Source organism: Bdellovibrio sp. HCB288 (assembly GCF_047305935.1).
Lineage (GTDB): Bacteria > Bdellovibrionota > Bdellovibrionia > Bdellovibrionales > Bdellovibrionaceae > Bdellovibrio.
Genome location: NZ_CP178619.1, coordinates 1,056,809 through 1,070,953, shown reverse-complemented (window position 1 = coordinate 1,070,953; position 14,145 = coordinate 1,056,809). Strand labels below are relative to the sequence as shown.

Genomic DNA, 14,145 nt, shown 5'->3' with positions numbered 1-14,145 from the left:
GGCAAGTTCTACGTAAAAACCCCTAAAATAGCAAGGCGGCAGTCGAAACTGCCGCCTGGTTTGTCTGTTTTTTCATGGATTTCTTATCTGCGGGAAGCGTATTTCCCTTTGGCTTTGAAGTATTTCACCCATTGCTGCCAAATTTTTGAGTTCGGCATAGATACAACCGGAGTTGTAGGTCTTGGCTGAGTCACAACTGGTACCGAAGGAGTCGGCTTTGGCTGAACCACTACTGGTGTAGTTGGAGTTGGCTGAGGCTGAACTACCACTGGAGTCGTCGGGGTTGGCGATGGCTGAACTACTACCGGAGTCGTTGGAGTTGGCTTAGGCTGAACTACCACTGGAGTCGTCGGAGTCGGGGACGGTTGCACCACTACTGGAGTAGTTGGCGTCGGTGATGGTTGAACCACAACCGGAGTACTGGATTCAGCTGCTGCCACTTTAAGACCGTAGTAGTATTCTGCAAGATCCACTTCGCCTTGAGTGTAATAGTTTTTCGCAAGAATGCGTGCATCAGAACCGATGTGAGAAGCCAATGAAAGAGTGGCATCCACATAGCCTGAATCTTCAGAAAGTTTCAAAAGACCTGATGTCCATTTATCATCGCTCGGGTCAAAGATTTGAACTGATGATGCAGAGGCAGCTTGAACTGCAACGGAGTGACCATATTGACGAGTAAAGCTGCAGGATTTGCGGCCGCTCGCCATTGAGGAACACTTAGGAATATAAGAAGCAAATAGCAAAGAACCCACCATTCCTGATTTCATATCGGCCATCAGATTTGCTGGAGTGATGGATCTTTGTGAGTTGGTTACGCTGAATGAAGAGGCGCCACCAGAAAATCCTTGCGCGATTTTGGTGAAAGTTCTTTGCGCATCACTTACATAGGTACCGTTTTGAGAAGTCGTTTTCATATCAGAACCCATGAGCAAAATTGCACCATAGGAACTTTGTTGATAGATGCTGTCAGCAAAGCTGCCAGCCAGGATATCTTTCTTATCCGAGAAAATGGATTCCATTACCATCATTGAGGATGTAGGCACGCAGGCCATTGATCCAAATTTTGCTTTTACAGATGATTCCATCTGATTAAGTAAAGGCATTGTTTCAGCTTTACATTCAGAAGCAGAGCAGGTGATCCCAGCGTTGGCGATATGCGATGTGAGAACGGTGATTGCAAATACAGTCGTTGTTGTTAACTTCATTGGCCCCCCAATACCTTGGCTATGAAGCAAATTAAGGACCAAGGGCTGATAACTCCTGTAGGCTGCGTGGATTCAATTTGAGGTGTATAACTCTTGGTGGGTGGCTATTAGCTAGACTTCGTTTCCAGTTGCAAATCCTTGGGGAGCGCGGGGATAATCTAAGTATGAAGCAGATCTTAATCGTTTTGGTTGTCGTTGCAGTGGGTTTGGCAGTCCTTTTTAGTCGTGATGGTGATAAAACCGTCAAGCATTCAGGCGATCCCCAAACAACGAATTCCAATATGGTTGTGAATGATATCAAACCCGTTCCAGCAGAGTCTTCTGGAACGCCTCAAAAAGCTCCAACTCGTAGTATTGCAAGTTATACGGACATCCCGGTTCAGACAAAAGAGCGCGCACTATTAATAGATCTGATCAAAACCACACGTGCAGCCGAAATGAAATCAGAGTTGCGCGCCAGAGCGGCGCAATTGCGTGCGCAGATCAATGCTCTTCCAAATAAGAAAGCTGTACTGTGGGATTACTACCGCGATCTGCAAGGGGCCAACTCAGCTCACTTTGACCGAGTCGAAGCCCTGGACATGATGAATGGCCGTGGCGGTGATGCGCAGCTCGCGGAAGTCGCACTGGCTGAAGCGCTTGAATACGCTCCAGCTGAAAAAATCAAAATGGAAGATGCGCGCACTGAAGAAGAACGCAATATTGCGGCGTCCACGGATTCAAATGATATCCCGGTGCTGGTGGCATACGATATTTATTTGAATAACTGCGGTGGCTATTCCACTTGCCAGCAAGGGCTGTTGACTGTGATCGCCAATAATAACAACCATAATATGCGCGCATCTTTGATTGCTGCTGTCTACAAGCGTTTCCCGAATGACAAACAAACGTTCGCTGCGGATCTGGCGCGCTATCAGTTAAATTAATCATATTCTCTAATCGATACACCATCCACTGCTCCAACCTGAGAATTCCTGGGCAACTTTTTGACAGAATGTTGAGTCATAGACAGTTTGGGTGGATAATATATCTATTCGGCACGTCTGTTGGTCTCAGGAATGAGACAAAAATAATATGGAAGGTTTGAGTATATGGGACGCGGCCAGGATAAAAACACGTTTTTGATCGTTAGTGGAGATCCCAACCGGATCACGGCTATCTCCGATATCCTTAACAAGCATTTCAATAACTGCTCGGTCTTTCATGGCAGTGATTGGTTCGCGACCAAATACAAGATAGACAATGTCAGACCCAAGATTCTATTTGTGGATGAGTATCTTCCTAAAGGCTCCGGTTATGACATCGTCGGTAAAGTTCTAAAAGAAAAGAATAACAACGATATATTCATAGTGATGATGTCCTATGTTCCCGATCACGATGTGTTTCCGCATGAAGTTCAGTCAGGAAGACTGTCCTTTTTGTCGGAACCTAATCGTGAGTGGGCCTTGTTGGAAGTTGTTTCCAAAATCATCGCACCAAAGCCCATCAAGGAAGGTTCGCAGTATCGTCTGCGCAATCTGGATGTCGGTGAAACTTTGTTCAAGGAAGGGGACACCACGGAAGTTGTCTATATCGTGAAGCACGGAACGCTGAGCGCTTATTCCGAAGCCACAACAGGGGATCGCATCCGTCTGGGTGAAATCGGCCCCGGGGAGTTTGTGGGAGAGATGGGTCACTTCAATCACGAGCCTCGTTCGGCAACAGTTGAAGCTGTCACTGAGGTGGAGCTAATTGAAATTCCCATGAGCTCATTGGACAGTGTTATTTTCTCCAAACCCAGCTGGGCTAAAGCCCTTGTGAAAACACTGTCGTTACGCCTGAAACGCGCCAATAAAGCATTAACTGGATAACCTGCCATAGTTGTTCAATGCCATATTGACGATAACCTCCATTGCTTTTGATTCTTGAGATCAAACGCATGGAGGTTTTTTATTATGGCATCCAATATGTTCAATTGGGTTGAGCTTGCGACTGACGATATTTCACGCGCTATGACTTTCTATGAAAAGTCATTCGATCTAAAATTCAAAACAGAAGAGATGGGTGCCTTGAAGATGGCCTTCTTTCCGGCGGGGGATATGAAGTCCTATGGGGCTTCAGGTGCGTTGGTGAAGGGGCCGGGATATGTGCCATCGACGGATGGAAGTTTGCCTTATATCCCGGTTAAAGACATCGATGCGTCTTTGAAGCGAGTGCAGGATAATGGCGGTCGAATCCTGGCTTCGAAAAAGAGCATCGGGCAATACGGCAACATTGGTATTTTTGAAGACACCGAAGGCAACCGAGTGGGTTTGCATTCGATGTAAAACAGGAGAACTCACAACATGCATAAACGTCAGCTTGGAAAAACGGGAATTGAAGTCGCACCACTTTGTTTTGGTGGTAATGTTTTTGGGTGGACCATAGACGAAAAGACATCCTTCGCAATCCTGGACAGCTTCTTTGAATCGGGTTTCAACTTTATTGATACAGCTGACGTTTATTCGCGCTGGGTGCCAGGGAATAAGGGCGGAGAATCCGAAGTCATCATTGGTAAATGGATGAAAGAACGAAAAATCCGCTCGGAAGTGGTTGTCGCCACAAAAGTCGGAATGGAAATGTCCCCTGATAAGAAAGGCCTTAAGGCTGCTTATATCAAAGAAGCAGTGGAGGATTCTCTGGCCCGTCTGCAGACGGATTATATCGATTTGTATCAGTCGCACACAGATGATATCGAAACCCCGATAGAGGAGACTTTGGCTGCCTACGATGCTTTGCTAAAAGAAGGCAAGGTTCGTGCGATTGGTGCCTCAAACTTCAATGGCAAACGACTCCAGGAAAGTCTGCATATCAGCGAGAAGGAGGGTTATCCCTCCTATGTGACTTTACAGCCAAAATACAATCTTCATGATCGGGAATATTTTGAAAAAGAACTGGAAGCAATTTGCCTGAAAAACAATGTGGGTGTGATTCCCTATTATTCTTTGGCCAGTGGCTTCTTGACGGGAAAATACCGCAGCAAAGAGGACGTTAAGAAAAGCGCACGCGGCGAAAAAGCCCTGAGTTATCTGGATGAACGCGGGTTGAAGATTCTGGCGGCCATGGATGATATTTCCAAAGCGCATCAAGTAAAGCCTGCGACCATTGCACTGGCTTGGCTGATGCAAAGAAAGTCGGTGACGGCTCCTATCGCCAGCGCCACTTCCTTGGAGCAGTTAAAGGACCTGACCAAGGCGGCCTCTATTAAACTGGCCACTGTAGAGGTCGAGAAGCTTGATTTTGAGAGTCGATATTAGGGATTGTCCGAGAATCCTTCAGGCTCCGGGCTCGCAAGGAAAATAATCCCGGTTAACGCGGGAATCTTGGTTGCAAAAACAGGCTGTTTTCAAGGAAAGTAGCCTCTATGAACCCAGTTGCACCTGCGATAACTTTCGATCAATTTGAACCCACGCTGAAAAAGGCGTTTGGTTTATCTCAATTCCGGATCGGACAGCAGGAAATCATTGCGGGAATTTTATCAGGCAAGGATGTTCTGGCGGTATTGCCGACAGGGGGAGGAAAGTCTTTGTGCTTTCAATTCCCGGCGGTGTTCACCAATAAGCTTGTGATCGTTATTTCGCCTTTGATCGCTTTGATGAAGGATCAAGTGATGTCCTTGCAAAGAAAAGGCATTCCCTCGGGGTGCCTGTATGCAGGTCAAACGGATCAGGAAAAGCGTCAGATTTTTCAGGACATTGAAAAAGGTGGTACCTACCTGTTGTATCTTTCTCCGGAGAGAGTGCAAAAAGAAGGTTTTCAGCGCTGGATTCAGAATCGCTCGATTGCCGTATTCGCGATTGATGAGGCTCATTGTGTATCGCAATGGGGCCATGATTTTCGTGAAGAATACAGTCAGTTGGAACTTCTAAAAAGACTGCGCCCGGATATTCCGGTGCTGGCGTTAACGGCCTCGGCGACGCCAACAGTGCTTGCAGATATCTCAATTAATTTGAAATTAAAAAGTCCTGAGCGTCGGGTTCACGGATTCTATCGTTCCAATCTGTATTATCAGGTTGAATTCTGTGCAGATGAAGAAGCCAAGATGGCGTTGTTGATGCAGGCAATTCGTCAGGCTCCAGAGGGCCGAGTGATTATTTATTGCGGAACACGCAAGGTTACTGAAGAGCTTGCAGCTCACCTGCAAAAAAAGATCGACCAAGTGGGCTTTTATCATGCGGGCCTTTCCACAGCAGAGCGCACAGAAACCCAGGAAGCTTATGCACGTGGGGATTTAAGAATTCTTGTGGCGACCAATGCCTTCGGTATGGGGATCGATCAGCCTGATGTACGTTTGGTTGTTCACTATCAAATGCCTGCCAATATCGATTCCCTTTATCAGGAAATGGGGCGTGCCGGGCGTGATGGCTTGGATTCAAGCTGCTTGATGTTGTATTCCAAGAAAGACAAAGGTCTGCAGACATATTTTATCACCAGTTCAGAGGCGCCCAAGGAAATTAAGAATGCCCGTTGGCGCAATCTTGATGCTTTGGTCAACTATGCTGAGGGCGGTGAGTGCCGTCATGCCGAGATTCTAACTTACTATAAAGATGCGCATCGAATAGAACGCTGTGGGCATTGCGATACCTGCTTGCCACAGTCCGAACGACGCATTTCCCGTCCCGTGGCCGCCTTGAAGGCACCGGCAAAAACAAAGACACGTTCAAAATTGTCAAAGACCACTGTCGATATGGATGGCGTTGTATTTGATCAGGCACAAGAAGCTCGCTTTCAACTTCTTAAAAAATGGCGCAAAGAAAAAGCCAAGGAACTCGACGTTCCGGCCTTTGTGGTGTTTGGCGATTTGACTCTGAAGCATCTGGCAATTCAGAACCCCCAAAGTCTGGATGATCTTAAAAATGTTCATGGCATCGGCGAAGCAAAGCTGGCAAAATTTGGCTGGGACATTATGGCCGAATTGGGTCAGTAGCGCCCGGAGGCGTTGTGAAGATTGCGATAGCCGGAGCCAGTGGATTCATTGGCAAGGCATTGATTGCAGAACTTAAGGGTGCTTATTCAATTGTGGGCTTAAGCCGCTCACACTACACCCATTCCGAAGAGCACTCCAGCTGTGAGTGGCGCAACTGTGACTTGTTCAGTTTATTGGATGCTGAAAAGGCCTTGGCCGGAGCGGATGTCGCCATTTATCTGGTTCACTCCATGCGACCCTCAGCCCATCTTTCCCAGGGATCCTTCGAGGACTTTGACCTGATCGTCGCGGATAACTTTTTAAGAGCCGCGGAAAAGAACAAAGTAAGAAAAATCATCTATGTCGGCGGCTTAATACCGCAGAATCAAAAACAGCTTTCAAAGCATCTGCAAAGTCGGCAGGAAGTGGAAAATGTTTTTTTGAAAGGCAGTATTCCCACGACAATTTTGCGGGCTGCTTTGATTTTGGGAGCCGGTGGTTCGTCCTTTCAGATCATGACCCGCTTGGTGCAGCGTTTGCCGGTGATGCTTTGTCCAACATGGACTTCGACACCCAGTCAGCCGGTGGCGGTCGGGGACGTCTTAAAAAGCATTCGCTATTGCATTGATACCCCTGAAACCGATAACAAGATTTATGATCTTGGTGGGCCTGATATTTTAAGTTACCGCGATATGATGTTAAAGGTCGCGGATATGCTTGGGAAACGCAGGCACTTGATTCAGGTGCCGTTTCTGACGCCGCACCTGTCAGCGTTGTGGGTGCGTTTGGTAACAAGGGCGCCCAAAGATTTGATCAATCCCTTGATTGAAAGTTTGCGCAATCCATTGATGGTTCGCCCGGATCATCAACTAAGTATTCCAGATCACAAATTCATGGGAGTTGATGAGGCTCTGCGCTCGGCAATTGGTAGTTACCGCGGGGACCAAAAGCCCCATGCCTTTAAAGCTCCGCAAAGTCCGAAACATGAGGTTCGATCTGTGCAGCGTATGCCGCTTCCGGAAGGTTGGACAGCCAAGGATGTGGCCGAGGAATACATGAAGTTTCTGCCGGTGATGCAGCCGGGATTTATGAAAGTAGAAGTTAAGGACCGCTGGGTTTATTTTTGTAATGCGTTTCCCTATTTCCGACTTTTGGTGCTGGAATACTCTCCAGAGCGCAGTTGGGGGCATCGGGAACTGTTCTATGTGCGGGGTGGCTTGTTTTCCAAGAAAAGTGGCCGAGGCCGCCTCGAGTTTCGCGAAGTTTTGGGGGGCACGGCGTGCCTGGCGGCAATACATGACTTCAGGCCTCGCTTGCCTTGGTACTTCTATAAAGTGACGCAGGCCTATGTGCATCTATGGGTGATGAAGCAATTTGCACGACATCTTGCACGTCCGCTTGAGCCGCGGCGCAAGTTAGGGTAAATTATCGGAATGAAAAAGATCATTTTGACGGGCGATCGCCCGACCGGCCCTTTACATCTCGGACACTATGTTGGCTCTTTGCAAAATCGCGTGAAATTGCAGGAAGAGTATAATCAGTACGTACTTATCGCAGATGCGCAGGCATTGACTGATTATTATGAAAATCCAGAACACGTTCGTAAAAACGTGGAGCAAGTGGCTTTGGATTATTTGGCGGTGGGCATTGATCCGAAACTAAGTACGATCTTCATTCAATCGCAAATTCCGGAATTGTTTGAACTGACTTTCTATTTCATGAATCTGGTCACCGTGGCGCGCTTGGAACGAAATCCAACATTGAAGGATGAGATTCGTCAGAAAAACATGAAGGATTCCATTCCTGCAGGTTTCTTTACTTATCCTGTATCGCAAGCCGCTGACATCTTGGCGTTTAAAGCAGATTTGGTGCCAGTGGGTGAAGACCAACAACCAATGATCGAGCAAACGAATGAGATTGCTCGCAGGTTTAATCATCTTTATAAAAAAGAAGTTTTCCACGATACAAAAGCGATGATTGGCACAACGGGGCGCCTGACAGGTATCGATGGTAAAGCGAAAATGTCCAAGTCTTTGGGGAACGCGATTTACTTGGGCGATACTCCGAATGAACTTAAGAAAAAAGTAAATGCAATGTACACGGATCCAAATCACTTGAAAGTGGAAGATCCAGGTACAGTTGAAGGACACGTTCCATTTACATTCCTGGATGTGTTCGATACGAACAAAGCGGAAGTGGAAGCCTTGAAAGAGCACTATCGCCGCGGTGGTTTGGGTGATGGCGTTCTAAAAAAACGTATCTTGGAAATCTTAGAGGCAAAACTGGCTTCAATGCGCCAACGTCGTGAGGAGTATTCCAAAGACATGGGTTATGTTCAGGAAGTTTTGCGAAATGGCACAGAAGCAGCCCGCAATGTGGCAGCTAAAACTCTTTCTGATGTCAAAAAGGCGATGGGTATTGTCTACTAAGTACTGAGACCGTCAAAGGAGTACTTATGGCAAAGCTTGCTCGTGATGTGATGACCAACGATGTGATAATGATTGCGGTCGGCAGTTCTTTAGCTGAGGCCCAGTCGCTGATGAAGGAACATGGTATTCGTCATCTTCCTGTTGTTGATCAAGATCAAAGAATTGTTGGTATTCTTTCAAACAGTGATTTGTCTTTCTTTAAAGATAGCAAAATGTATCCGGTCGAGGATTTTATGAGTCAGCCGGTTCAGACAATGAATCAAAGCGCCTCTTTGATGGATGCGATTGATACCATGCTGGAGAAGAAAATCAGCTCTGTTCTGGTGGTTAACGACGATGAGGAGCTGGTGGGAATCGTCACCACCGATGATCTGATTCAGGTCCTGGGGCAGGCTCTGCGTAAGGACAGCCACAAACGTCCTCTTTCCACTTTGTTTGATATCGAAAGTCTGGACGAAATAGCTTACAAGATTTCACAAACAGGAATTTAGAATGAAGATACTTGGTCTGACATTGGTTGCGATTGTTGCGATTGAACATTTCATCATCATGTACATCGAAATGTATCTATGGACACGCCCGGTAGGCCTTAGAGTTTTCAGAAACACCTTTGAAAAAGCCCAGAACACTGCTGTTCTTGCCGCGAACCAGGGATTGTATAATGGATTCTTGGGCGCGGGTCTGCTATGGGGCTTGTTCCATCAGGATGAAGCCTTTGCTTATCAGATTAAAATGTTCTTCCTGATCTGTGTGATCATCGCTGGATTTTACGGTGCTTACAGCGTGAACCGCCGTATTTTCTTTGTTCAGGCATTGCCGGCGATTCTGGCCGTTATTTCCCTTCTTTAAAAATAACGAGCGAATATTGCCGGCAGGTGAAAGCCGACTGTGACAGCGTAGGGAATAGTGATTGGAATCACCACGCCCCAGGGCTTTGGATTGTGAAGCAGATGCAGTAACGTGATCACAAACACAATGGGTGCAATCAGCAAAATCGTCAGTGGCATTGCAAAACCAATAATCATCAACAGGCCCAACAGGATCTCTGCGATTTTGGTTGTGGGCATAATGAATCGTGTTTCGTAGCACGCGCCTACAAATCTTTCGATAACAGGCGGGGACGGCGGAATCTTCAGCCAATTAAAGAAGCCGTTGAGACCCCAGAAGACCATCTGTAAACCGAACACAACTCGACAGGCAGTTTCAATTATTTCCATTGAGAAAATTGTACCCGGTCCTTTGCCCTGTTGTCGAGGTCTTCAGTTGATTATTGTCACTGGACTTCGCAGGATTCGTCGGATCGCCGCTCTCCTTGTTAGTTTGAAACGAGGAGCATCGGTGGAGGAAGAATTCGAGTTTTACAAAGTCAGTCAGGCAGACCTCGCCAAGAGCGAATTCTATCAGGAGTTGGCTCAACAGTGGTATTCCTCCAATGAAGGTCCCATGGCTCTTTTGCGTCTGGAAACTTCGTTTCAAATGAAGTGGATTCTTTCAGAAATTCGCAAATACATCGGCTATCACGCAGAAATTCTGGATGTCGGCAGCGGTGCCGGTTTTTTTTCAAACACAGCGGTGGAGGCGGGCTACGAAGTGACAGGGCTTGATATTTCAAGAACCAGTCTTCGCGTGGCTGAACTAATGGATAAGTCCGGAAGGGTTAAGTATGTGGAGGGCGACGCCTATCGCATGCCCTTTCCGAAAGAAAGCTTTGATGTGGTAGTTGCTTTGGATCTGTTTGAGCATGTTTCAGATCCTGAGATGATCATCTCGGAAATGAGCCGGGTGTTACGGCCCGGTGGATTGCTGTTTTATCGAACCATCAACAAAACCGCGGCATCCTACATATGGATTAATCGGGTGATTCGCTGGTTGGCCAGAAATCAGGGTTCTGCCTTTTTTGATTACAAATTATTTCGAAAGCCCGAGGAAATTGAGTTCTGGTGTGAGCAGTGTGATCTGGAAATGCAGAGGGTGAGAGGGATGAGACCGGCCTTTTTTCAACCAGGGTTTTGGCGCCTTCTTCGCTCGCGCGAGATTCATCCTGACTTCCGATTTGTTTGGAGCAAAAGAAAGATTATCTCTTACACTGGATACGCCAAAAAATTTCGAGAGCACTGACCACTAACGTTATGTGGATTATTTGAAACGTGTTTTTTTGTTCAGGGGCCTTATAAAGGGCAAATGAAAATAAATCATTTTTTGAAGTACACAAGCTTGTTCCTGATCGGAGCGCTTGCAGGGAATGCATTCGCCTTTGTCATGGGGATGGGTTCTGTCATGGAGAAGTTGTCGGCAACTTCTTATATCGCCTTCCATGAGTCGATGCAGAGGTCCTTCTTATCGTGGACGCCTTTGTTGTGTATGGTTGTCCTGTTCAAATTAGTTACTCACTTGCTAATGCTTCGCAAGCAGTGGAAGCATCTTGAGTTCTTCTTCGTGCTGTTTACTTTGCTTTGCGTGGTCAATGACCTGTTGATTACATGGACTGGCTTTGTACCTTTGAATCAGCTAATTCGCGTCTGGGGATTTCAAGGGCCGCCGAATGACTGGGAAGCTATTCGTTCCCAGTGGTTGAATCTGATGTACTGGCGTTGTTCGGTTTTGACCGCAGGATTCTCGTTTCTAATCCTCTCAGCCCTCATTAGGAGGACTGAGTCTCCGATTTCGAAAGATGTCGCTGTTGCCGTTTAGGCAAATTCACACGGGCTTCTGGCGGAAGTCCTTTGTTTTTAGGTTCCGGATAGACCTTTAACACCTTCGGCAACTCCCGAGTGCCTGGGGCCATGTAATCTGAAATCAACAACTGACGGGCTTCTTCGTGTGGCCAGTGCAGGTGCTCGGTTAGATAAACCAACGCAGACTCAACCAGATTAATTAATGAAATACCAAATGATTGAGCATGGCGGGCTGACATATATTCGGTGAATGCAAAATACTCCCAGAAGAAAGACTGCTGGGCAGATACTGCGGAACGACTTTTCAAAGCGGCCACAAAGTTTTTGAAGTTACCGCTATTCGCAAACAAGTCCCAGTACTTTGCAAAACGATTCATCTTTTGCATGGTTTCGAAATCCATCATCTTGGTGCGCAGGATTTGGAATGGCGGATGTTCCGAGTAAACCATTTCCCACTCTTTGTCGTGACGGGAAATCGGTGCGCCCTTCAGGCGCTTTAGAATACCCACCTGGATTTCGTCCGGACGAAGTCCCGCAAGAATATCAAAACCTTTGGCAAAGCTGTAAATATCTTCACCTGGCAGACCCACGATCAAATCAGCGTGGGAGTGAATTCCTGTTTCATCAGCCAGGAACTTGAAATTCTCTTTCACTTTTTCCAGATCATTTCTGCGGCTGACAAGTTTTGCCACATCGGTGTTCCAAGTTTGGATACCGATTTCAAACTGCAGTGATCCATGCGGGAATTTTTTAATCAGCTCGCGGATCTCATTCGGCAAGCGGTCCGGCACCATTTCGAAATGCAGGAACAATCCCAGTTCAATGCGCTCTAAAAAGAAATTCAGAATCTGTGTGCAGATCGTAGGGCTTAAATTGAAAGTGCGATCGATGAATTTAAATTGTCGTGCACCACGATCCAAAAGAATCTGCATGTCCGCCAGGAACTGAGTGATATCAAAGTTACGAACGGACTTATCTAGTGATGAAAGACAGTATTCGCAGCGATACGGGCAGCCGCGAGATACTTCCACGTACAAAACGCGGTTCTTGATATCTTCATCGGAGTAGAATTCATAGGGCGACGCGATATTTTTTATCTCTGGCAGAATGTCTTTAATAAATTTCTGTTCGGGCAATTGCCCCGTTGCCATGTACCTGTGGCAGAAGTCATAGAACATGAAATCCGCTTCGCCCTTGAACGTAAAATCCGCTGTTTGACAGATCGGTTGAGTCTCACTTTCATGGGTCACTTCGGGGCCACCAAGGACCACGATTGTCTGGGGGCTGATACGTTTGATCAGACTCACCAGTTCGTAACTTTCATTGGCATTCCAAATATATACGCCAAGTCCGATGATCTTGGGGTTTAGCTTTAAAAGTTGTTCGGCAATGTCGCGCGGATCTTTTGCGGTGGTGAATTCCATGATCGAGGCGTGAGCTTGAAGCTCCTTCAAATTCGCATACAGATAGCGCAGACCAAACGAGGAATGTTGGTATGTTGAATTCAAAGTTACTAAAAGAATGTCATTTTTCATCGCGCTCTCACCAGTGTCATCGTTCGTACAGGACAAGATTTAACTTTGCCCTCTGCGGACAATTAGCTAACATTTAAAACAGGTAATCTTTATTCAAAGGAATGAATCCATGAAAACAGCCATGATGGCTATCTTACTTTTCGCGGCGCAGGCGTCTGCTCACCAGGCGGTCCTTGAAACCTTCAACACAAAACCTGTATTGGCTGATCTTTCGGACCTAAAAGCCTTGGACATCCCAGTCCTTGAAAAAGAAGAATCTGTTGGTGTCGGATATGCGGTTATCACTCCGGAAATGCAACTAAAAATCCAAGAAAGAGCCCATAAAGTAGGCAAATGCGGCGGCTTTGAAGATTTGACTACAGAGCCGGCGTTTCATTCTTTGAATATCCCTTCAATGCTAAGTTCTTTGGCCCAAATTCAGGCAAAAAACGACTTCTACCAAAGAGCCCCGTTTGCAGCACTTTCCATGGAAAAGAATGCTGAAATTGAATCTGCGGTAGGTGAAGTCAGTGAACAAAACCTGCGCGAGTGGGTGACTTGGTTGTCTTCATATCCAACTCGTTACAACCGTGGCAAAACGCCAAACCTTCATGTTGATGACATGAAAAGACGTTTGGAAACATTGCTTGCGGGTTCTGACATTCCCTACGAAATTTCTTTGATCGATCACAACACGACTCCACAAAAATCCGTGCGTGTTCGTTTGACTGGTAAGACACGTCCAAATGAAATCATCGTCCTTGGTGGCCACTTGGATTCCATCGTTCAAGGTGGCTGGGGCGGTAGCGGTGGCGGAGCTGCTCCGGGCGCGGATGATAATGCTTCTGGATCTGCGAACCTTCTTGAAACTTTGCGCATCATCAGCAAAAAAGCTCAACCAGAACGCACGATTGAATTTATGTGGTACGCGGGTGAAGAGTCCGGTCTGTTGGGTTCTGCTGAAATCGCAAAGGCTTATAAAGCTGAAAAGCGTGATGTGGTTGCAGTTCTTCAGTTGGATATGACTTCTTACCCAGGCGCGGGTGAATTCGTGATGGGCAATATGACTGACTTCACCAGCCGCTGGTTGCATGATTACCTTCGCGCAGTGAATGAGGCTTACTTGCACGCACGCATCGTTGACGATCAGTGCGGTTACGGTTGCAGCGACCACGCTTCATGGCACCGTCAGGGCTTCCCGGCATTGATGCCATTCGAAGCCACTATGCGCGCTGATAACCCTTTCATCCACACAGTGAAAGACGTCATCAATGACAAAACAAACTTCAAACACTCCGCAATGTACTCAAAACTTGCAGTAGTGTTTGCGATGGATCTAGCGAACTCCACAGCGCGCCAACCGTACTAGAAGGTGCCAGGTCCTAGTTCTTATTGCTA

15 protein-coding genes are annotated in these 14,145 nt (G+C 46.8%); 12 read left to right on the top strand and 3 right to left on the bottom strand.

Features of this window, described 5'->3' with window-relative positions; genetic code table 11:
* Positions 1-83: 83 nt before the first annotated feature.
* Entirely contained in the window at positions 84-1,205 is a 1,122-nt protein-coding gene (locus ACLVWR_RS05150; RefSeq protein ID WP_413582820.1) for a hypothetical protein, read from the bottom strand.
* A 164-nt stretch (positions 1,206-1,369) separates the two neighbouring features.
* Between ACLVWR_RS05150 and ACLVWR_RS05145 the strand changes: the two genes are divergently transcribed.
* The 9 genes from ACLVWR_RS05145 to ACLVWR_RS05105 all read left to right on the top strand — a co-directional run bounded on the left by ACLVWR_RS05145 (position 1,370) and on the right by ACLVWR_RS05105 (position 9,407).
* A complete protein-coding gene (locus ACLVWR_RS05145; protein ID WP_413582819.1) occupies positions 1,370-2,131 on the top strand; it encodes a hypothetical protein in 762 nt (253 codons plus the stop codon).
* Positions 2,132-2,296: 165 nt separating this feature from the next.
* Positions 2,297-3,055: a cyclic nucleotide-binding domain-containing protein gene (locus ACLVWR_RS05140; protein WP_340597893.1), complete on the top strand. Its 759-nt coding sequence runs from the start codon at positions 2,297-2,299 to the stop codon at positions 3,053-3,055.
* Positions 3,056-3,139: 84 nt separating this feature from the next.
* Positions 3,140-3,511, top strand: coding sequence for a VOC family protein (locus ACLVWR_RS05135; RefSeq protein ID WP_413582818.1), 372 nt, complete (start codon positions 3,140-3,142; stop codon positions 3,509-3,511).
* A gap of 18 nt (positions 3,512-3,529) precedes the next feature.
* Positions 3,530-4,480: an aldo/keto reductase gene (locus ACLVWR_RS05130; protein ID WP_413582817.1), complete on the top strand. Its 951-nt coding sequence runs from the start codon at positions 3,530-3,532 to the stop codon at positions 4,478-4,480.
* 107 nt (positions 4,481-4,587) lie between these two features.
* Positions 4,588-6,150, top strand: a complete 1,563-nt coding sequence (locus tag ACLVWR_RS05125) for a RecQ family ATP-dependent DNA helicase (RefSeq protein ID WP_413582816.1) — start codon at positions 4,588-4,590, stop codon at positions 6,148-6,150.
* 14 nt (positions 6,151-6,164) lie between these two features.
* Complete coding sequence (locus ACLVWR_RS05120) at positions 6,165-7,553, top strand: NAD(P)H-binding protein (protein ID WP_413582815.1); 1,389 nt, start codon at positions 6,165-6,167, stop codon at positions 7,551-7,553.
* A gap of 9 nt (positions 7,554-7,562) precedes the next feature.
* Complete coding sequence (gene trpS / locus ACLVWR_RS05115; RefSeq protein ID WP_413582814.1) at positions 7,563-8,558, top strand: tryptophan--tRNA ligase; 996 nt, start codon at positions 7,563-7,565, stop codon at positions 8,556-8,558.
* Between the two features lie 26 nt (positions 8,559-8,584).
* Positions 8,585-9,049 (top strand): HPP family protein, encoded by a 465-nt coding sequence (locus tag ACLVWR_RS05110; protein ID WP_413582813.1) that lies wholly within the window; start codon positions 8,585-8,587, stop codon positions 9,047-9,049.
* A gap of 1 nt (position 9,050) precedes the next feature.
* A complete protein-coding gene (locus tag ACLVWR_RS05105) occupies positions 9,051-9,407 on the top strand; it encodes a DUF1304 domain-containing protein (protein WP_413582812.1) in 357 nt (118 codons plus the stop codon).
* Here ACLVWR_RS05105 and ACLVWR_RS05100 read toward each other — a convergent pair.
* A complete protein-coding gene (locus tag ACLVWR_RS05100; protein ID WP_413582811.1) occupies positions 9,404-9,625 on the bottom strand; it encodes a hypothetical protein in 222 nt (73 codons plus the stop codon). The two genes, ACLVWR_RS05105 and ACLVWR_RS05100, sit on opposite strands and share 4 nt — an antisense overlap.
* A 271-nt stretch (positions 9,626-9,896) precedes the next feature.
* Between ACLVWR_RS05100 and ubiG the strand changes: the two genes are divergently transcribed.
* Positions 9,897-10,676, top strand: coding sequence for a bifunctional 2-polyprenyl-6-hydroxyphenol methylase/3-demethylubiquinol 3-O-methyltransferase UbiG (ubiG, locus tag ACLVWR_RS05095; protein WP_413582810.1), 780 nt, complete (start codon positions 9,897-9,899; stop codon positions 10,674-10,676).
* A gap of 63 nt (positions 10,677-10,739) precedes the next feature.
* On the top strand, positions 10,740-11,249 hold the full coding sequence (locus ACLVWR_RS05090; protein WP_413582809.1) for a DUF1772 domain-containing protein: 510 nt from the start codon (positions 10,740-10,742) through the stop codon (positions 11,247-11,249).
* On the opposite strand, the gene ACLVWR_RS05085 is transcribed toward ACLVWR_RS05090, so the two are convergent.
* Positions 11,200-12,768, bottom strand: coding sequence for a DUF4080 domain-containing protein (locus tag ACLVWR_RS05085; RefSeq protein WP_413582808.1), 1,569 nt, complete (start codon positions 12,766-12,768; stop codon positions 11,200-11,202). The genes ACLVWR_RS05090 and ACLVWR_RS05085 overlap by 50 nt on opposite strands.
* Positions 12,769-12,877: 109 nt before the next feature.
* On the opposite strand from ACLVWR_RS05085, the gene ACLVWR_RS05080 reads away from it, so the two are divergent.
* Complete coding sequence (locus ACLVWR_RS05080; RefSeq protein ID WP_413582807.1) at positions 12,878-14,116, top strand: M20/M25/M40 family metallo-hydrolase; 1,239 nt, start codon at positions 12,878-12,880, stop codon at positions 14,114-14,116.
* The last annotated feature ends 29 nt before the right edge of the window (positions 14,117-14,145 follow it).

Coding starts and splice junctions, on each gene's coding strand:
- ACLVWR_RS05150 (WP_413582820.1), bottom strand. CDS start 1,205: ATGAAGTTAACAACAACGACTGTATTTGCAATCACCGTTCTCACATCG.
- ACLVWR_RS05145 (WP_413582819.1), top strand. CDS start 1,370: ATGAAGCAGATCTTAATCGTTTTGGTTGTCGTTGCAGTGGGTTTGGCA.
- ACLVWR_RS05140 (WP_340597893.1), top strand. CDS start 2,297: ATGGGACGCGGCCAGGATAAAAACACGTTTTTGATCGTTAGTGGAGAT.
- ACLVWR_RS05135 (WP_413582818.1), top strand. CDS start 3,140: ATGGCATCCAATATGTTCAATTGGGTTGAGCTTGCGACTGACGATATT.
- ACLVWR_RS05130 (WP_413582817.1), top strand. CDS start 3,530: ATGCATAAACGTCAGCTTGGAAAAACGGGAATTGAAGTCGCACCACTT.
- ACLVWR_RS05125 (WP_413582816.1), top strand. CDS start 4,588: ATGAACCCAGTTGCACCTGCGATAACTTTCGATCAATTTGAACCCACG.
- trpS (WP_413582814.1), top strand. CDS start 7,563: ATGAAAAAGATCATTTTGACGGGCGATCGCCCGACCGGCCCTTTACAT.
- ACLVWR_RS05110 (WP_413582813.1), top strand. CDS start 8,585: ATGGCAAAGCTTGCTCGTGATGTGATGACCAACGATGTGATAATGATT.
- ACLVWR_RS05105 (WP_413582812.1), top strand. CDS start 9,051: ATGAAGATACTTGGTCTGACATTGGTTGCGATTGTTGCGATTGAACAT.
- ACLVWR_RS05100 (WP_413582811.1), bottom strand. CDS start 9,625: ATGCCCACAACCAAAATCGCAGAGATCCTGTTGGGCCTGTTGATGATT.
- ACLVWR_RS05090 (WP_413582809.1), top strand. CDS start 10,740: ATGAAAATAAATCATTTTTTGAAGTACACAAGCTTGTTCCTGATCGGA.
- ACLVWR_RS05085 (WP_413582808.1), bottom strand. CDS start 12,768: ATGAAAAATGACATTCTTTTAGTAACTTTGAATTCAACATACCAACAT.
- ACLVWR_RS05080 (WP_413582807.1), top strand. CDS start 12,878: ATGAAAACAGCCATGATGGCTATCTTACTTTTCGCGGCGCAGGCGTCT.